Origin of the sequence: Desulfovibrio sp. SGI.169 (assembly GCF_050313595.1) — a bacterium.
Classification (GTDB): domain Bacteria; phylum Desulfobacterota; class Desulfovibrionia; order Desulfovibrionales; family Desulfovibrionaceae; genus Desulfovibrio.
This window is the reverse complement of sequence record NZ_JBNPLS010000018.1, coordinates 1-17,304: the sequence shown is the minus strand read 5'-3', so window position 1 is coordinate 17,304 and position 17,304 is coordinate 1. Positions and strand designations below refer to the sequence as shown.

Annotated in this window: 14 protein-coding genes, 2 tRNA genes and 1 pseudogene; 8 read left to right on the top strand and 9 right to left on the bottom strand. The window is 61.6% G+C overall.

The features are described from left to right. Window positions 1–145: 145 nt before the first annotated feature. On the bottom strand, window positions 146–1,693 hold the full coding sequence (locus ACQRA4_RS09750) for a carbon starvation CstA family protein (protein WP_427822883.1): 1,548 nt from the start codon (window positions 1,691–1,693) through the stop codon (window positions 146–148). A gap of 448 nt (window positions 1,694–2,141) precedes the next feature. Between ACQRA4_RS09750 and ACQRA4_RS09745 the strand changes: the two genes are divergently transcribed. The 8 genes from ACQRA4_RS09745 (at window position 2,142) to gap (ending at window position 10,163) form a co-directional block, all read left to right on the top strand. Continuing rightward, window positions 2,142–3,182, top strand: coding sequence for a rod shape-determining protein (locus ACQRA4_RS09745; protein WP_427822882.1), 1,041 nt, complete (start codon window positions 2,142–2,144; stop codon window positions 3,180–3,182). A 161-nt stretch (window positions 3,183–3,343) separates the two neighbouring features. Further along, window positions 3,344–4,237, top strand: a complete 894-nt coding sequence (mreC, locus tag ACQRA4_RS09740) for a rod shape-determining protein MreC (protein ID WP_427822881.1) — start codon at window positions 3,344–3,346, stop codon at window positions 4,235–4,237. Further along, the gene (locus tag ACQRA4_RS09735) at window positions 4,234–4,704 is read left to right on the top strand and encodes a hypothetical protein (protein ID WP_427822880.1); all 471 of its coding nucleotides are present in this window, start codon (window positions 4,234–4,236) and stop codon (window positions 4,702–4,704) included. Before mreC ends, ACQRA4_RS09735 begins: the two co-directional genes overlap by 4 nt. Beyond that, window positions 4,691–6,604, top strand: coding sequence for a penicillin-binding protein 2 (gene mrdA / locus ACQRA4_RS09730; RefSeq protein WP_427822912.1), 1,914 nt, complete (start codon window positions 4,691–4,693; stop codon window positions 6,602–6,604). Before ACQRA4_RS09735 ends, mrdA begins: the two co-directional genes overlap by 14 nt. A gap of 104 nt (window positions 6,605–6,708) precedes the next feature. Then, the gene (gene rodA / locus ACQRA4_RS09725; protein WP_427822879.1) at window positions 6,709–7,815 is read left to right on the top strand and encodes a rod shape-determining protein RodA; all 1,107 of its coding nucleotides are present in this window, start codon (window positions 6,709–6,711) and stop codon (window positions 7,813–7,815) included. Between the two features lie 26 nt (window positions 7,816–7,841). Then, window positions 7,842–8,210: a bactofilin family protein gene (locus ACQRA4_RS09720; protein ID WP_427822878.1), complete on the top strand. Its 369-nt coding sequence runs from the start codon at window positions 7,842–7,844 to the stop codon at window positions 8,208–8,210. A 222-nt stretch (window positions 8,211–8,432) separates the two neighbouring features. Further along, window positions 8,433–8,987 carry a GAF domain-containing protein gene (locus tag ACQRA4_RS09715; RefSeq protein WP_427822877.1) on the top strand — a complete coding sequence of 185 codons (555 nt, stop codon included), beginning with the start codon at window positions 8,433–8,435 and terminating at the stop codon, window positions 8,985–8,987. 159 nt (window positions 8,988–9,146) lie between these two features. Beyond that, complete coding sequence (gene gap / locus ACQRA4_RS09710) at window positions 9,147–10,163, top strand: type I glyceraldehyde-3-phosphate dehydrogenase (protein ID WP_427822876.1); 1,017 nt, start codon at window positions 9,147–9,149, stop codon at window positions 10,161–10,163. Window positions 10,164–10,361: 198 nt separating this feature from the next. On the opposite strand, the gene ACQRA4_RS09705 is transcribed toward gap, so the two are convergent. The 8 genes and pseudogenes from ACQRA4_RS09705 to ACQRA4_RS09670 form a co-directional block, all read right to left on the bottom strand. Then, window positions 10,362–10,667 (bottom strand): energy transducer TonB, encoded by a 306-nt coding sequence (locus tag ACQRA4_RS09705; protein WP_427822875.1) that lies wholly within the window; start codon window positions 10,665–10,667, stop codon window positions 10,362–10,364. A 500-nt stretch (window positions 10,668–11,167) separates the two neighbouring features. Next, entirely contained in the window at window positions 11,168–11,983 is an 816-nt protein-coding gene (locus ACQRA4_RS09700; protein WP_427822874.1) for a metal ABC transporter permease, read from the bottom strand. 16 nt (window positions 11,984–11,999) lie between these two features. Continuing rightward, window positions 12,000–12,704: pseudogene (locus tag ACQRA4_RS09695) on the bottom strand (metal ABC transporter ATP-binding protein); the annotation flags it as partial. Between the two features lie 70 nt (window positions 12,705–12,774). Next, window positions 12,775–13,593, bottom strand: coding sequence for a metal ABC transporter solute-binding protein, Zn/Mn family (locus ACQRA4_RS09690; protein WP_427822873.1), 819 nt, complete (start codon window positions 13,591–13,593; stop codon window positions 12,775–12,777). 130 nt (window positions 13,594–13,723) lie between these two features. Further along, on the bottom strand, window positions 13,724–14,338 hold the full coding sequence (locus ACQRA4_RS09685) for a class I SAM-dependent methyltransferase (RefSeq protein ID WP_427822872.1): 615 nt from the start codon (window positions 14,336–14,338) through the stop codon (window positions 13,724–13,726). Between the two features lie 103 nt (window positions 14,339–14,441). Further along, window positions 14,442–16,535 carry a TonB-dependent receptor gene (locus tag ACQRA4_RS09680; protein ID WP_427822871.1) on the bottom strand — a complete coding sequence of 698 codons (2,094 nt, stop codon included), beginning with the start codon at window positions 16,533–16,535 and terminating at the stop codon, window positions 14,442–14,444. Window positions 16,536–17,066: 531 nt separating this feature from the next. After that, window positions 17,067–17,143 (bottom strand) — tRNA-Asp (locus ACQRA4_RS09675). Between the two features lies 1 nt (window position 17,144). After that, window positions 17,145–17,220, bottom strand: a tRNA-Val gene (locus tag ACQRA4_RS09670). Between the last annotated feature and the right edge of the window lie 84 nt (window positions 17,221–17,304).

Here is a 17,304-nt window from a genome sequence, read left to right as displayed (position 1 = left end):
CGCCGAATGAGCGGCCAGACGCGTTCCGGACGCGAAATGATGGCGGCGAAGTGACTGAAGATGAATATTTTCAAGCACAAATGCTCTAAAGACAAAGGCCCGCGCGGCTTGCCGCCGCGCGGGCCTTTCAGGTCATGCGGAGGTCTCAGAATCTCGCCTCGTCGCCCGGCGGCATGACGCCGCCTTTGAGCAGGAAGAGCGCGAAACAGAGGGCGGACGCGGCCAGCCCCGCCCAGAGCGAAGCCGTCATGGACCAGCGGAAGGGGAACTTGTCAAAATAAAAGAGATAGGAGCCGCAGACGGCTGTCATGAACAGCGCGGGCGCGGTGGCCACCCAGTGCAGGCGTTTTCGCCGCCGCAGCCAGACCGCCGCGGCCCAGAGGGCCACGCAGGCCAGCGTCTGGTTTGTCCAGCCGAAGGCCATCCATATGGCCGTGAAGTCGCCCGCCGCGAAATAGATGCCCAGCAGAAACAGGGGCGCAGCCAGCAGGACGCGCCTGCCCAGCGAGTTTTGCCCGCAATGCAGCACATCCGCCAGAATCAGCCGCCCGGTGCGAAACGCCGTGTCGCCGGTGGAAATGGGCAGAATGACCACGCCCAGAAAGACCAGAGTGCCGCCCGCAAGACCGCCCAGCAGGCCCTCGGACGCCCTGGAAACCACCACGGCCGGGGTTCCTGCCGCCAGCAGGGCCGCCGGGTCGCCGCCGTAAAAGGAAAGGCCGATGGTCACCCAGATCAGCCCCAGCGCGCCCTCGGCTATCATCACGCCGTAAAACATGAGCCGGGCCTGCCCTTCCGAGCGCATGCAGCGGGCCATCATGGGGGACTGGGTGGCGTGGAAGCCGGATATGGCTCCGCAGGCGATGGTTACGAAAAGCAGCGGCCAGAGCGGAGCGCCCCTGGGATGCATGTTGGTGAGGAAGTCGGCCGGGCGCAGATGGGGCAGAATGCTGTAGTCGGGGTTGACCAGCAGGGCCGCCAGCAGGCCGAAGGCCATGAACAGCAGCAGAATGGCGAAAAAGGGGTAGATGCTGCCGATGATTTTATCAATGGGCAGAATGGTGGCGATGAAATAGTAGATGAAAATCAGGATGGAAAAGAGCAGGGCCAGCACCTTGCCCGTGGAGGCCGCGCCGTCCGGCCCCGCGCAGAGGGCCGCCGCCGGGCAGGACTCAAGCCATTGCAATGCCGCCGCGCCGCCCTCGCAGGAGCGCAGCAGCTCGCCGGTCTTGAAGGCCAGCAGCCCTGCCGGGCCGTTGACGAAAACCGCGCCCACCAGAATCATGAACCAGATGGTGAAGATCAGCATGAACCAGCGCGCGTATTTGCCCAGATTGCGCCCGATGACATCCGGGTAGGAGACCGCGCCGTAGCGCAGGCTCATGGCCCCGGTGAGAAAATCATGCACCGCGCCCGCGAAAATGCTGCCGAACACCACCCAGAGCAGGGCCGCCGGGCCGTACACCGCGCCGAGAATGGGCCCGAATACCGGCCCCAGACCCGCGATGTTCAGCAACTGGATGAAAAATATCTTGTAGGCGGGCAGGGGCACGCAGTCCACGCCGTCGGCCCTGGTCTGCGCCGGGGTCGGCCGTGCGCGGTCGATGCCGAAGACCTTTTCCACAAATGCGCCGTATACGGCATAGCCAAGAACCAGCAGGCCCAGCGCCGCAAGAAAGCAGACCATTCCCATCCCGGCAACCCCGTGAACTCGTGTGGCAAAACGCACTGTTTTGATGCGCTTCTGCATAGTACCGGCTAAAAGAAAGGTCAAGCGAAGGGGCGGCTCCGGGGGCGGGCCATTTCGGCAGGGGCGGGGCCAGGTGGAATTTTTTGCACCCGCGCGCCGCATTTTCGGCAAAAATACGCGCCCGCTCCATTCCGGCGCGGCATGATACATCGCCCGGCAGGCGGGTTGCAGGCTGTTCAGGGCGGATCGCGGAAGCCGGCGGACAGGACAAAGATTTTGAACCCCGCGCACTTCATCTTGACTTCAGGCCCGTTTTAGCCGAACAGTTTTCAGCTCTGACAATAAAAGCATCTCCGAACGGTTGCCGCGGCGACAGTTACAGTTTCGGAATGGCGCCTCCCCTTCTTGTGGGGAGCGGGCGCATATCAGCACAGCGAGGCAAGCAAGAATAATGTCCAAGATTCTGGATTTCGCACTGGGGTTGTTTTCCAACGATCTGGCCATCGATCTGGGCACGGCCAATACCTGCGTTTACGTCAAGGGGCAGGGCATTGTGCTGCGCGAACCTTCTGTGGTGGCGGTCAAAAAGGACGCGCGCGGCAACAACGTGGTGCTGGCCGTGGGGCATGACGCCAAGCGCATGCTGGGCAGAACGCCCGGCAACATCTGGGCCATCCGGCCCATGAAGGACGGCGTCATCGCGGACTTTGAAGTGACCGAGGCCATGTTGCGCCACTTCATCGCCAAGGTGCACAATTCCCGCCGTCTGGTGCGGCCCCGGATCATCATCTGCGTGCCCACGGGCATCACTCAGGTGGAAAAGCGGGCCGTCAAGGAGTCCGCCCAGTCCGCCGGCGCGCGCGAGGTCTATCTTATCGAGGAACCCATGGCCGCGGCCATCGGCGCTGACCTGCCCATTCAGGAACCCACCTCCAACATGGTGGTGGACATTGGCGGCGGCACCACGGAAGTGGCGGTGATCTCCCTTTCCGGCGTCGTCTATTCACGCTCGGTGCGTGTGGGCGGGGACAAGATGGACGAAGCCATCATGACCCACGTCAAGCGCAAGTATAATATGCTCATCGGCGAATCCTCGGCGGAAGAGATCAAAATCAAGATCGCCTCGGCCTATCCCCTGGACCCGGAGCAGCAGATCGAGGTCAAGGGTCGTGACCTGGTCACGGGCATTCCGCAGAATATCATCATCACCTCCGAGGAAGTGCGCAAGGCCATTTCCGAGCAGGTGGACAGCATTGTGCAGGCCGTGCGCATCGCCCTGGAACAGACGCCGCCGGAACTGGCCGCCGACATTGTGGATCGCGGCATTGTGCTCACGGGCGGCGGCGCGCTGCTCAAGGGGCTGGATCAACTGCTGCGGGAAGAAACCTCCCTGCCCATCACCGTGGTGGACGACCCGCTCTCCACAGTGGTGGTCGGCACGGGCAAGGCCCTGGACAATCTGCATATTCTCAAGGAAGTCTGCATCGACTAAAGCAAAGTAGCTCTGGCTTTTTTTTTTGCGAAGTCAGAGTTCGGGCGCGGCCGCATGGGCCTGGTCGCGCGACTTTTTTTCCGTGGGCGGCGTCATGCCGGAAGCTCTTCCGGCGTGACGTCGTTCGCGTATGCAATCCAGCCTGAGGCGGACACAATCTGGTGACACTGCGGCGCATTCTGATTTTCGCGGGCGTTTTGCTCATTCTTTTTCTGGGCATGTATTCCTGGAATCAACGCACCCGCACTCTGGACAATCTCGCCGTCAACATCGGCCTGGAGCTGAGCGGCGCGGTGCTCAAGGCCGCCCGCGCCGTCGAGGACACGGCATCGGGCTTTTGGACGCGTTATTTCGACCTGGTGGGCGTGCGCGAGGAGAACGAACGCCTCAAGGCCAGGCTGGCTGAGCTGGAGTCGCGCCTGCTGGCCAATGGCGAAGACCTGGCCGAGCTCAAGCGGCTGCGCGCCCTGATTCAGCTGCCGGTGGACGAAAGCTGGCGGCCATTGGGCGCGCGCGTGCTGGCCGGGCGCATGGGCCCCAACGCAGTGCTGGACAGCATCACCATCAGCCGGGGCTATGCCACAGGCGGTCGGCCCGGCACGCCGCTGGTCACGCATCTGGGGCTGGTGGGCCGGGTGCTGCGCGCCAGCGCCCATACCGCCACGGCCCTGCTGCTGACAGACCCCGGCAGCCGCATCGCGGTGTTCTCGCAAGACAGCCGCGCGCCCGGCATTCTGGTGGGCCAGGGCACGAACCGCAAGCTGGAAGTGAACTTCGTTCGGAGAGACGCCGACGTGAAGCAGGGCGAGGTGCTGATCACCTCCGGCCTGGACGGCAAATATCCCAAGGGCATCCCCGTGGCCCGCGTGCTCAACGTCGCCCCTTCGGACTATACCCAGTTCATGGCCATTGACGCCGAACCACTGGTGAACCTTCACCATCTTGAAGAAGTGCTGCTGCTGGAACCCACGGGCATGGCGCCTCCGGCGGGCGAGCCCGAGGGGCCGCCGCCCGTTTTTGTGGGGCCGCCTTCGCCGTTTGCCGTAACGCCATGAGCAAATTCCGCAATATCTGCTGGTGGGTTTTTTTTATGGTCACGGCCATCTGCCTGCAGGCCCTGGCGCCGGGTCTGGACGTGCTGGCCGCGGGCGTTATCCTGCTGTTGCAGGAGCGGGACTATAAAAATATGCTCTGGCTGCTGCCGCTCTTCGTGCTGCTGCAAGAGGGCATGGGTTCCAGGGTTTTCGGCGGGGTCATCGTCTGGTACGCGACGATCATCGTGCTGTTCAAGCTGGGCCGCTGGCTTTTTGAAGTGGAAAACTTTATTTTCATCTTTCTGCTTTCCTCCTGTCTGGGCGCGGCCTGCTATGGCGTCGCCTGGCTTATGGCCCCGCTGCAGGATCTGCCTTTCGACGCGCGGGACACGCTGGACAAAAGCCTGCTTCAGGCGCTCTTTCTGCCGTTCGCCTGGCGTTTGCTGATCGCCACGCGGCACTGGATCAGGGATGATGAAGAAAAATAACGGCCCCTCCGCCCCCAAAACGCCGGACGCGCCGCCCCGCAAGAAAGAGGGCGTCCGCTCCTGGCTGAAAATACAGATGGAGAGCGAGGGCTATCAGCCGCCGCGCGGGGGCGTCATACTTCTGCAGGTGCTGGTGGGCCTGCTTTTCTTCGTCTTTGTGGTTCGCTTCTGGTATCTTCAGATTCACCGGGGAGAGGAGTTCGCCCGCCAGGCGCAGGAAAACCGCCTGCGTCTGGAGCGCATTTTCGCCCCGCGCGGCCGCATTCTGGATAACAGGGACAAGGTGCTGGCCGACAACCGCACGGCCTACGGCCTTTCCCTGGTGCGCGAAGACTGCCGCGACATCCCGGCCACCCTGGCCCAGATCAGCCTCTGGTCCGGCATTCCCCTGCCCCAGATATGGGAGAAATATCAGCAGGATCGCTTCAAGGTGAAATCCTTTGAGCCTCTCCTGTTGATCACGGATATTGATTTTGACCTGGTGGCGCGCATTGAATCGGAAATTTACGCCTGGCCGGGCCTGGAAATTGTGGTTCGAACCAAGCGCAATTATCCCGAAAAAGAGCTTTTCGCCCATGTGCTGGGCTATGTGGCCGAAGCCAACGAGCAGGAGATGGCCAATGATCCGGCGCTGACCATGGGCGATCTGGTAGGCAAGCAGGGCCTGGAACTGAAGCTGGAAAAACAGTTGCGCGGCCGCAAGGGCCTGTATGATGTGGAGGTGGACGCCCACGCGCGGGTGCTGGGCAAAAGCCTGCGCGAAGAGCCGCGCGGCGGCCATGAAGTGCGCCTCTCTCTGGACAGGGGCTTGCAGCAGGCGGCCTGGGACGCGCTGGACGGCGCGGCGGGCTGTGTGGTGGTTATGGAGCCGGATTCGGGAAAGCTGCGCGCTCTGGTCACTTCCCCGGCCTATGACAACAATCTTTTCGCGGCGGGCATCTCCCAGCGGGATTGGGACGCCCTGCGCACCAGCAACCGCTTTCCCCTCCAGAACAGGGTCATCCAGAGCGTCTACCCGCCTGGCTCGGTCTGGAAGCTGGTCATGGCCGCTCTTTTTCTGGAACGCGGCATCAGCCCGCGCGAAGGCGTGTTCTGCCCCGGCCAGGTCAAGCTGGGCAATCAGATTTTTCGTTGCTGGAAACGCGGCGGGCACGGCTCCATGAACATGGAAAGCGCGTTGGTCAATTCCTGCGACGTGTATTTCTACCTCATGGCCGAGCGCCTGGGCATTGACAAACTTGAGGAATTTGCCAAAGCTTCTGGCTTCGGGAAGCCCACGGGCATTGAACTGCCGCATGAAAAATCCGGTCTGGTGCCCTCGCGCCAATGGAAAAAACGCCGCTTCGGCAGGCCCTGGGTGCGCGGCGAAACCTATAATGTCTCCATCGGTCAGGGGTACACCCTGGTCACGCCGGTGCAGGTGGCCGTCTATGTGGCGGCCATGCTCAACGGCGGCGACCTGCTCAAGCCGCAATTGCTTGACGACGCCCCGCGCGAGGTGCGCGGCCGTGTCCCGGCCAGGCCCGAAACCTTCAGGTTCGTGGTGGACGCCATGCGCAAGACCGCCGGCGTGGGCACGGCGCGGGTGGTGGGCCGCAAAGACGCCGACATGGGCGGCAAAACCGGCACTGCCCAGGTGGTCAAGTTGAAGATGGCCGCCGGCGACCGGCGGCTGCGCTCCTCTGAAATGGAGTACGCCCAGCGCGACCATGCCTGGATCGCCACCTGGGGGGTCAAAAACGGCAAAAGCTATGTGGTGGTGGTCATGGTGGAGCACGGCGGCGGCGGTTCCAGCGTGGCCGGGCCGGTGGCCAAAAAGGTTTACGACTATCTCTTTGGTTCGGATGCGGGCGCGCCGCCCCCGGCGGCTCCTCCCGCCGTTCAGCGGCAGCCGGGCTAGGCGTCTGCTTTTCGTGTCTTTCCGTCAAGCCGCGCAAGCGGCTTAGACGGCGCAAACACCGCGAAGCGGAGTTTTTTACTGTGCTCCGAACATAGCGAAAGCCTATGGATAAGCGCCTTTTCAGCTACATCAACTGGGGCCTTCTGGCCTGCATGCTGCTGCTTTATTTTCTGGGCGTGGGCAATCTGTACTCCGCCAGCGGCACGCGGCTGGGGGATGGGCTGGCTCTCGCCGGCTTTTACCAGCGGCAGCTGATCTGGGGCGTGTGCGGGCTGGCCTGCATGCTGCTGGCCATGAGCTTCGATTACCGCCAGTTGCGCAATCTGGCCTGGCCCTTTTTTCTGGTCACGCTGGTGTTGCTGCTTCTTGTGCCCGTGGCGGGCAAAACCGTTTACGGGGCCAAGCGCTGGCTTTCGCTGGGTTTTATGAGCATACAGCCCTCGGAGCTGGCCAAGCTGGCCGTGCTGGTGCTGGCCGCGCGTCTGCTGGCCCGCGACGGACGGGCTTTGGGCTGGAAGGATTTTATGGCCGTGCTGGCCGTGGGGCTGATACCCTCGGCCCTGATCATCACCCAGCCGGATCTGGGCACCACCCTGATGATACTGCTGATTCTGGGCGGCATGATTCTGTTTCACGGAATCAAGGGCTATGTGCTTAAAACCTGCCTGCTGGCGGCGCCCTGCGCGGCGGCCTTCATGTGGTTCGTGGGCATGCACGACTACCAGCGCCAGCGCATCCTGACCTTTCTGGACCCCGGCAACGATCCGCGCGGCACGGGCTATCACATCCTGCAATCGCGCATTGCCATCGGTTCGGGCCAGCTCTGGGGCAAGGGCTTCGGAGAGGGCACCCAGAGTCAGCTCCGCTTTCTGCCGGAGCGCCATTCGGACTTCGCCGTGGCCGTATTCGGCGAGGAGTGGGGGTTCGCGGGCTGCGTGGCCCTGGTCACCCTGTTCTGCCTTTTTCTGCTTTCCATCTTTTCCACGGCCGTACAGGCCAAGGACCGCTTCGGCAGCCTGCTGGTGGTGGGGGTGTTCTTTTATTTTTTCTGGCAAATTTTCATCAATATGGGCATGGTTATCGGGCTGATGCCGGTGGTGGGCATACCTCTGCCCTTTATCAGCTATGGCGGCAGCGCCACGCTGGTCAATTTCACCCTGCTGGGCATTGTGCTCAATGTGTCCATGCGGCGGTTCATGTTCAAAGGATAAGCAACAATGGCGAAATGGGGGTACCCGTGGGCAAGGACGAAATAGCGTATCTCGGCTCGGACACCGTGTATGAAGGCAAGCTCACCTTCAAGGGCACGGTGCGCATTGAAGGCAGATACACCGGCGAAATAACCAGCGACGGCACGCTGAACGTGGGCAAGGACGCCCAGGTGGACGGCACGCTGGATGTGGGCGAACTGCTGCTGTCGGGCCGCTTCACCGGCGAGGTTACGGCCAAGCGCCGGGTGGTGGTCTATGCCTCCGGCGTGCTGGAGGGAGCCTTGCAGACGCCCAGCCTGCTCACCGAAGAGGGCGGCGTCATCGAAGGGCGGGTGATCATGAAAAACCCTGGCAAGCTCCCGCTCAAAAATCAGCCGGGCGACGCGCAATCCTGACCCCGGGCGCGGGCAGGGCTGGCGTCGGGGGCGGCCCCTGTCGCCGCGCCGCTGCTTCGGGATGCGCCGACCGGGGCGGCACGGATGCGCCGCGTTGCCTGATTGAAAAAAATGGCACATACTTGTTGATGTTCCGGCTGTCGCCGAACCATAAACCATGTCCGCGCCGTTCCGCCGTCGGCGGGCGGCGCGGTTCCCACCGTTTTCCTCAAGGAGGCAAACATGGCACAAGACTATTTTCGCGCGCTCAGGGATGTGGCGCTGGTGATCAATTCCAGTCTGGAACCCAAGGACGTTCTGCATAAAATCACGGAGCAGACCGCCGTCACTATGGGCTGCAAGGCCAGCACCATCCGCCTGCTGGACAGCACCGGCCGCTTTTTGCTGCCCAGCGCGGCCTTCGGCCTTTCCGCCACCTACATGCGCAAAGGCCCGGTGGAGGTCAAGCGCAGCGGCATGGACAGCGAGGTGCTGGCCGGCAAGACCATTCACCTCAAGGACGCCACGGCCGACGGTCGCTTTCAGTACCCCGAATCGGCCAAGGCGGAGGGCCTGGTTTCGGTGCTTTCCGCGCCGCTCATGGCGGGCGGCAAGGCCATCGGCCTGATTCGCGTTTATTCCGATGTGGAGCGGGAATTTACCCCCGACGAACAGACCTTCATGGAAGCCGTGGCCGCCGTTTCGGCCCTGTCCATTGAAAACGCGCGCCTGCATGAGGCCCTGCGAAACAATTATGAGCTGATGGCGAAACATGCCTATTCAGTTTACGAGGACTAGCCGCGGCGGTCTGCTGGGCCGCTGAACGCGCCGCATGCGGCGCAGGGCGCGCGAACCCGCGCATCCCGCATGAAGCGGGCTTTTCCCCGTCAGCGGCAAAACGTTCCGCATGCGGCGGGCAATCCCGAACCTTCCCTCTATAGCGTGAGGATACAGAATATGAAAAAAGTCAAAGTGGGCATCAACGGCTTCGGCCGCATCGGCCGCCAGGTTTTCCGCGCCCTGCACAAGAGTTACAAGGATCGCGTGGAAGTGGTGGCCATCAACGATCTTTTCGACGCTGAAACCAACTTCCACCTGGCCGAATACGACTCGGTCTATGGCCGGGCCTTTCTGGACGCCAGGGTCAACGGCGCGGAAGTGAGCGTGGGCGACTGGAACATCCACTGCTTTGCCGAGCGCGACCCCAAGCAGTTGTCCTGGGGGGCGCACGATGTGGATGTGGTGGTGGAGAGCACGGGCATTTTCCGCACCGCGCCGCAGGCGGGCGTGCATCTGGAGAACGGGGCCAAAAAGGTCATCATCACCGCCCCGGCCAAAGAAGAAGACATCACCATCGTCATGGGCGTGAATCACGGGCAGTACGACCCGGCCAGGCATCATATCGTGTCCAACGCCTCCTGCACCACCAACTGCCTGGCCCCGGTGGCTCTGGTGCTGCAACGCGAATTCGGCATCCAGATCGGCAATATGGTCACCATCCATTCCTATACCAACGACCAGCGCATTCTGGACATGGCCCATAAGGATTTGCGCCGGGCCCGCGCCGCCGCCTGCAACATCATCCCCACCTCCACGGGCGCGGCCCAGGCCGTGGCCAAGGTTATCCCGGAGCTCAAGGGCAAGTTCAGCGGCTATTCGCTGCGCGTGCCCACGCCCACGGTGTCGGTGGTGGATTTTTCCGGCATTCTGGAAAAGCGGACCGATACCGAAACCCTGCTGGGCAAGCTCAGGGAAGCCGCCGAGGGCTATCTCAAGGGCGTGCTGGAATACAACGACAAGGCCCTGGTTTCCATGGACTTCAAGGGCAATCCGGCGTCGTCCATTCTGGAGTCTTCCTATACCACGGTGCAGGACGGCCGCATGGTCAAGGTTGTGGCCTGGTATGACAATGAGTGGGGCTATTCCAACCGGGTCTGCGATCTGATCTGCCTGATGCAGGACAAGGGCCTGTAGACGACACGGGCATGACGGGGCCGCTTTTCGAGGCGGAAAGCGGCCCCGCCATTCGCCGCTCGGGCGCGGGCCATTCCGCCCCCGGGGAAAATCCGGAAGTTCAACGGGAAGGGCGAGGCAGCTCGCCGCGAAATGCTCATGCCAGCCCGCTCCGTTCGTCGAATGCGCTGACCCGGCGTCTCCGCTTCAGAAGAGCGCTTACCGCAGTTTGAAGTCAAAAGGGAGCAAAACGGTTGTGCGCACGGCGCGCCCGTCTTTTCTGCCGGGAGAAAAGCGCATCTTGCGGGCGGCCTCCAGAGCGGCGGCCTCAAAATAGCCGGGAGGGGCTGCGGCATGTATGGCGCATTGCGTGGGCAGCCCTTTGCTGTCCACAATCATGCGCACCAGAACACGACCTTCCGTTCTCTTTTTTCTCGCCTCTGGCGGATACTCTGGACGCACGCGCCTGAGCGGCGTGGGAGGATGATCCAGCTGGCCGGGGGCGAAAACGCCTTCATGATCCACGCCGCCCCCCGCGCCTCCTCCGATATCGCCTTGTGATGGGACCCGCCCCGCTGTCTGCGCGGATGCCCCGCTGGCGGAAGTGGCGCCAGTTTCGGGCAGGGCGGCGGAAGGCTTTGCCCCCTGTCGGCGCACGCGATTCTGTTTCGAGGGGCTTTGCCGCCTGTGGCGCGCAGGGGAAGGCTGCATTGCCGGCGCTGGTTCTGGTGGCGCTTTTGCCTGCGACGCCGAAGACGCGGCGTGACTGCCTTTGCCGGAGATACTGACAAGCGCAAGCTGATGAACCGGCCCGCCATCTTCCGAGCTGACGTCGCCATGCGGGAGGCAAAAGGCCAGTATCGCGACGTGCAGAACAAACGAAATCAGCAGACCACGCCGCCAATGGGCAAAAGCGGCGGGGGAATTTGCCTCCGCCAGTGGCAAAACGTCAGCCTGCCGGCGCGCGCGAGGTGGCGGCGCCTCATGCCCCGCCCAGAGCGCGGGGGGGCACGGCAATGCGCGCTTCATGCGGCTCTGTCGCGCTTTTTGGGAGAAAAAAGCATGGCCGCCATCAGACCTGACACGGCTGTCAGCACAATGCTCGCGCCCGGCGGCACGGAAAAATGAAACGACAGCCACAGGCCGGATGCTGAAGCCGCCGCGCCCAATGCGGCCGATAACCAGAACATGCGCCGCAGGCTGTATGTCAGTTGCAGGGATGTGGCGGCTGGGGCGACAATAAGCGAGAAGATGAGAAAACCGCCAATGGCCTTGAGGGAGGAAACAACCACAAGCCCCATGAGGATGAGACAGGCGTAATATATTCCGCGAACGGGAATGCCCGAGGCAAGAGCGGACTGCTTTTGTCCGATGATGGCCTGTATTTCCTTGAAAAACAAAAAGATAAAGGAAAAGAGCAGGGTGGCTGTTCCTGCCATGATATACAGATCAGCCATGGCAACAGTCAGCAGGCTGCCCCAGATGAGGTTGAGGCCATCCGCACGAGCGCCGGGCAAAAGGCCCAGGGCCAGCATGGCCAGGCTCATGACTACGGAAAAAATGACGCCCATGGCTGTATCAAGGCTGAAGCCCGGGCGTTCAGCCAGCGGCCCCACGGCGGCGGCCGCCCCCAGGCTGGCCGCCACGCCGCCCGCCAGCGGGGGCCAGCCGAACACAAGGGACAGCAAGGCGCCGGCAAAGGCCGCGTGCGAGATGCACATGCCCACAAGGCTCATGCGCCACAAGACGACGAAGACGCCCATGACCCCGCACACGCTGCCGCCCAGCAGCGCCATGAGCAGCCCACGTTGCAGAAACTCGTATTGCAGGAAACCGTCCATACCGCTCGCGTCCTTTTCAGAAAAGCGCCGCCTTACGCTCGCCGTAATCCGCTATGACGATAGGCACTCCGTAGAGCTGCTCCAGCAAGTCCGGCCGCATGGCGGCTGCGGCATCACCCTGCCAGAGCATGCTTCCATCGCGCAGCATGGCGACCTTTTCGGCCAGATGAAAAACCGCATTGAGATCATGGGTCACCATCAGAACAGTCAGCCTGCGGTCATGGCGCAACGCGGCAATGGAGTCAAGAATATCGCGTTGCGCCTGCCAATCCAGCGCGGCGGTGGGTTCATCCAGCAAGAGCAGTTCCGGCTCCTGCGCAAGGGCGCGGGCCAGGGCCGCCCGCTGGCGCTGCCCCCCGGAGAGCTGGCCCAAAGGCCGCCCCGCCAGTTTCGCAAGCCCCACAGTCTCCAGCGCGGCCAGGGCCAAAGAGCGTTCACGCCCGCCCGGCCTGCGAAAGAGGCCAAGACGCGCATAGGTTCCCCCCAGTACGGACTCAAACACCGAAAGCGGCATTTTGGGGTCAATATCCGCCACCTGAAAAACTTGGGCAATTTTCAGGCGCGCCTGCCGGGCATTACGCGGCGTGACGCGCTGCCCCGCATATGTCACATGCCCTTCCCGGCAGGGCGTCAAACCATTGAACAGGCCCAGCAGGGTGGACTTGCCCGCGCCGTTGGGGCCAATGAGTGACCAGAACTCCCCGGATCGGATGCTCAGGCTGACATTGCGCAGGATATGACGTTGCCCATACCTGACCATCACATGCTGCAACTCAGCCAGAACAGGCGCGTCAGAGGCGGGCGAGAGCTTGCGCATTGACTCGCAGCAGGCTGAAGTAATCCGGCACGTCCTGACCGGAACCGGGAAAGCTGGACAAAACCAGATGCGGCGTCTTCAGTTCCAGCGCCAGCGGCAGACCGGCTTCGCCGCCGCTTTGCCTATTGTCAATGACGCCGCAAATCTTTTTGCCGCGCACGGCCCGCAATACCTGAGCCAGCGCCCCGGTGCCGGCGTCTTCGGCCCTGCCATACGTCCGCAGCACATCCAGCCCGGCCCAGGCAAGGAATTCCGCCTGCATGGCCGACGCCAGCACGGCCTTGCCGCGTACGGGCGCAAGCATGGCCAGGCACTCCGCGCCCAGGCTGTCCACCCGCGCAAGGCGTTTTTGCAAGCGCGCCGTAAAGACGGCGGCCTCATGCGGCGCCGCCTTCGCCAAAGCCGCCGCCACATGGCGCGAAGCCTCTTTCTGATTGTCAGGGATAAGCCAGCTGCCGCGCACAGGCACAAAGACCACGCGCAAGCCTTTGTTTTTCACCGCCTCCAGCATGGTCTTCACCTGCGGCATGTCGCGCTGGAAGGCATGAAGCAGCAAAATGTCGGACTCAGCGGCAAAAACAAAGTCGCCGGTTTTGAAGTTTTCATGGCCCGGACAGTTGGAACCCTGCGCCAAAGTGAGTATTTCAGCCGTACTGCCGCTGAGGTCGCGCGCTATATCCTCAATGAGCGACGTGCCGGCAATGATTTTCAGCGGTTTTTCAGCGGCGGCGTTGCCGCCCCAGCAAAGCGCCAGCAGCAGAAGCGCGTACGGCAAAAAGTTTCTGATATGCATCTTCAGGCTCAGACCTCATTAAAAAATGCGTTATGGGTTTTGTTTGTAAAAAGGCCGTTTCTGACGGATAATTGTGGCGGAACAGAACCGGCAGCGCCCCTAAGCGACAGCGCAGTAATGGGGCCTGACCTTAATCCTCTTTGTGAGCGCAGAAGTAATAGTGATCCGCGCTTTCATCGCTCTCAATATGCCCAAAGCCCGCCTGGCCAAAGATGCTCCTCATGCCGTTGATGCAGGGCATGTGATCCCCGCGCACGGCATCATGGCGATCATGTATGGCATTGAGTTTTTCCCGCCCTTCCAGGTGAATGACGTACGCCCGGCCACCGGGCTTGAGCACGCGGTGAAACTCGCGGGCGGCGGCCTTTTTGTCCTCAATATGCGGAAAAGCTGAAAAACAGATGAGCGCGTCCACAAAGCCGTCCAGTAGCGGGATGCGCTCGGCGCGGGCCAGCAAGGGCCAGACAAAGGGATACCGCTGCGCCGCGCCCTCCAGCATGGCCGATGAGAAATCCAGGGCCGCCAGGCGGCCTGTCGCACCCACACGCTGGCGCAAATACGGCTGCAGGACGCCACGCCCGCAACCGACATCCAGTACGGTCATGCCCTCGCTCAGACTGACTCTTTCCAGCATGGCTTCCAGGCGCAGGCGCAGCCGCGGCGGGTAGTTGCGTTCTTCCCATCCCTTTGCATGCGCATCAAAAAAATCGCGGCGCGCCGTATCCTGCGGGTTCATTTTCAGCATAGTGCATCCTTGCGATTGGGCCCCGCGGTCCGGGGCGGAACCGCGGGGCCATGTGGCGTGGGTCTGCGCCATTCAGAGCCTGCCGGGCCAATCCCGACAGACCCTAAAACTTGAGCTCAAAACCGGCCATGAAGGAGGTTCCGGGCATGTAATAGAGTTTATGGTCAGTGCCCTGCTTTTCCATGGCGTAGCCATACTGGCAGTTGAGCAGATTGTTGACGGCCACGAAAACCCGCCCTTCTTCCAGATGGAGGTCGTCATAGCTGAAGAAGTAATCCAGCCGCAGGTTGACCACATTGATGTCCGGCAGTCTGTCGTTGTCCGCGAGTGCGCTGAAATTGCTGGCGGGCGCATTGGGGCGGGATGTACGAGCTGTTGTGCCGGCGTACACGCCCTGCAGGTGCTGATAATCGCCGCTCAGCAGAAAGTCGTCCAAAAAGCGCCACTTGAAGCCCGCCTGCAAGGCGAAGCTGGGCATATAGGGCATCTTGTGCCGTGTGACGCCGTCATCCCCCTTGGCTGTGGCCCAGAGCCAGGTGGCCCCGGCAAAAAGCTCCAGGTCTTCCAGGGGCGTCAGGCTGCCCGCCAGCTCCAGGCCGTCAATCTTGTATTCGGCTGTGGAGGAGGTGAAGAAGTCGGCATAGCTGGCGGGAGAGAGATTGCCAAACATATACGCCCGCAGCCTGTCCCGGCCGTCATCATGAAAATAGGTGGCGCTGAGGCTGAACCGGTCCGGCTGCACATGGCTCAGGCTGATTTCGTAATGATCCACCACTTCAGGCTTGATGTCCTTGGTGTCCAGCCAGCCCGGCAGGTCTTTGTCTTCCAGAAACCCTTGCAGCACCACGGGGCTGGGGTAATTGACGCCGCGGGCGTAGGAGAAGCTGAGGTTGGTCTTGTCGTAGCCCACCACCAGACCGGCCTGGGGCGAGGCGTAATCCTGAAAAAGGTCACTGGCGTAGTAGCGGATGCCCGCCGAAGGGGTGATATGAAAACCGTCATCCGCGCCGAACGTCTGGCTGACGGCCAGATAGGGAGACACCAGGGTTTGCGTGGGAAAATCCCAGGAGCGATCCTTGCCGGTAACATTGTTCTTTTGATGGTTGTGCAGATCGCTCACGTCCAGATCACACCCCAGGACTATTTCGCTGCCCTGCCAGAGATTGAGGGTCTCCCGCCCGCGCAGGCCATAAAGCACATTGGTCTGGCGAGATCTGGCAGCCCCGTTCTCCTCTCCGCGCAGGGTAAACAGGGTATCGTTGTAGTACCCTTTCAGATATCCCTTTGCCGCGCCATAATCGTTGTTCAGGGTCAGGGTCGCAAAACTGGTGTTGGTATCAAAACTTTCGATATTTTGCCAATACCTGCCGTCATCATAGGGCTGTGTGGGCGACTGGGTTTTGGCCTCCACCTTGTTGGCCAGCAGGCGCAGGTTCCAGTTGTCGTTGAAGGTGAAACCCAGATTGGCGTAATAGCTGGCCTGGTGGGCGGCGGTATGCTCCTCATGGCCCACAGTGCTTATCCAGCTCTGGGCCGCATAAATATCCACATTGTCTTTTTTGGCCCCCAGGCCCACATTTTCGGCAAAGGTGCCAAAGCTGCCGCCCTCAAAGCCCACACGAAATTCATAACCTTCTTCGGCCATGTACTTGGGGATGAAATTGACCATGCCGTAGCCGCTGCCAAAACGAGAAGGCTGGGGAGACTTGTACACCTCCATGCCGCCCAGGGCATAAACGGGCACGCCGTCCGCCAGCGCCTGCCCGTACAGCACGCCGCTGCGCGGCGCATCATCAAAAAGGATATGCAAATCCGGGCCGGGATGGCTGGCCCCGCGCCCGCGCATATAAAAACTGTGGCTGGTCTGGCCGCCAATGACGTTCTTTTTTTGAAACATGACGCCGGGCACATTGCGCAGAGCGTCATAAAAATCCAGCGAGCCCTGCAGCTTTATCTGCTCTTCGGTGACGGCATTGTACTGTGTGCCGAATCGGGTCAGCACCGGGATTGCGGGGGGCTGATCCGCCACGCCGTATACGGTGACCGGCGGCAAGGTATATGCTGTGCGGCTGCCTTCAGTCAGATTGGGCTTGTCGCCGCCAGCCCCCTGCGTTGCCGGGGCGGCGGCGCAGGCCAGCCCCGCCGCCAGCGTCAGAGCAGCGGCCAGGCTTGCCCCAAGAACAAATTTTTTGCCCATAAATTCCTCCTGTCTATGCCCCGACCCGGACAGCACGCTTGCATTTTTGTGATACAAAAATAAAAATCATGCTACTATACGGGAAATATATGCTACTAAAAATAAAAACGTGCTACCGATTGATACGCCTGACGCCGAGTCGCGTCAAGCGCTTGCCGCCAACAAAACAATGAAAATCGAGAAAAAGCGTCCCGCAGCAATGCCAACATGAAAGCGCATTGCCTGTCAGAAATCGGCGGCGCCTGCGCGACAGCCCTGAAAAAGGGAAGCCGGGCACGAAAGAACCGGCGACACCATGTTCAGGGCGCGTGCGGTGGCGCGGGCGCGGTACTTCAAATGCAAAATGCCCTGAAATTTTTTGGGGGGGGGGAAGCCCGCGCGCCAGCATCGGCAAAAAAACAAATGCGGGCAGGGCTTGAGGAGGGGCAAAACAAAGAGCGGGCCGCCATACCGGTGGCCGGCAAACAGGGGAAGAGGAAAAGAAAAAGCGCAGTAAACCGAAACTGCTCGGAATTACTGCGCTTGATATGCTGGCGGAGCGGAAGGGACTCGAACCCTCGGCCTCCGGCGTGACAGGCCGGCGTTATAACCGTCTTAACTACCGCTCCGTGGTGGGCAGTACAGGACTTGAACCTGTGACCCCCGCCGTGTGAAGGCGGTGCTCTACCAGCTGAGCTAACTGCCCTCATCGGGAGACACTTATTTATGTGAAACAGGCCGCGGAGTCAAGTCGATTTTATCTGGTTTAAAAATTTTAACAAAAATAAAA

Coding starts and splice junctions, on each gene's coding strand:
- ACQRA4_RS09750 (WP_427822883.1), bottom strand. CDS start 1,693: ATGGGAATGGTCTGCTTTCTTGCGGCGCTGGGCCTGCTGGTTCTTGGC.
- ACQRA4_RS09700 (WP_427822874.1), bottom strand. CDS start 11,983: ATGGACGGTTTCCTGCAATACGAGTTTCTGCAACGTGGGCTGCTCATG.
- gap (WP_427822876.1), top strand. CDS start 9,147: ATGAAAAAAGTCAAAGTGGGCATCAACGGCTTCGGCCGCATCGGCCGC.
- rodA (WP_427822879.1), top strand. CDS start 6,709: ATGGATAAGCGCCTTTTCAGCTACATCAACTGGGGCCTTCTGGCCTGC.
- mrdA (WP_427822912.1), top strand. CDS start 4,691: ATGAAGAAAAATAACGGCCCCTCCGCCCCCAAAACGCCGGACGCGCCG.
- ACQRA4_RS09690 (WP_427822873.1), bottom strand. CDS start 13,593: ATGCATATCAGAAACTTTTTGCCGTACGCGCTTCTGCTGCTGGCGCTT.
- ACQRA4_RS09680 (WP_427822871.1), bottom strand. CDS start 16,535: ATGGGCAAAAAATTTGTTCTTGGGGCAAGCCTGGCCGCTGCTCTGACG.
- ACQRA4_RS09745 (WP_427822882.1), top strand. CDS start 2,142: ATGTCCAAGATTCTGGATTTCGCACTGGGGTTGTTTTCCAACGATCTG.
- ACQRA4_RS09685 (WP_427822872.1), bottom strand. CDS start 14,338: ATGCTGAAAATGAACCCGCAGGATACGGCGCGCCGCGATTTTTTTGAT.
- ACQRA4_RS09715 (WP_427822877.1), top strand. CDS start 8,433: ATGGCACAAGACTATTTTCGCGCGCTCAGGGATGTGGCGCTGGTGATC.
- ACQRA4_RS09735 (WP_427822880.1), top strand. CDS start 4,234: ATGAGCAAATTCCGCAATATCTGCTGGTGGGTTTTTTTTATGGTCACG.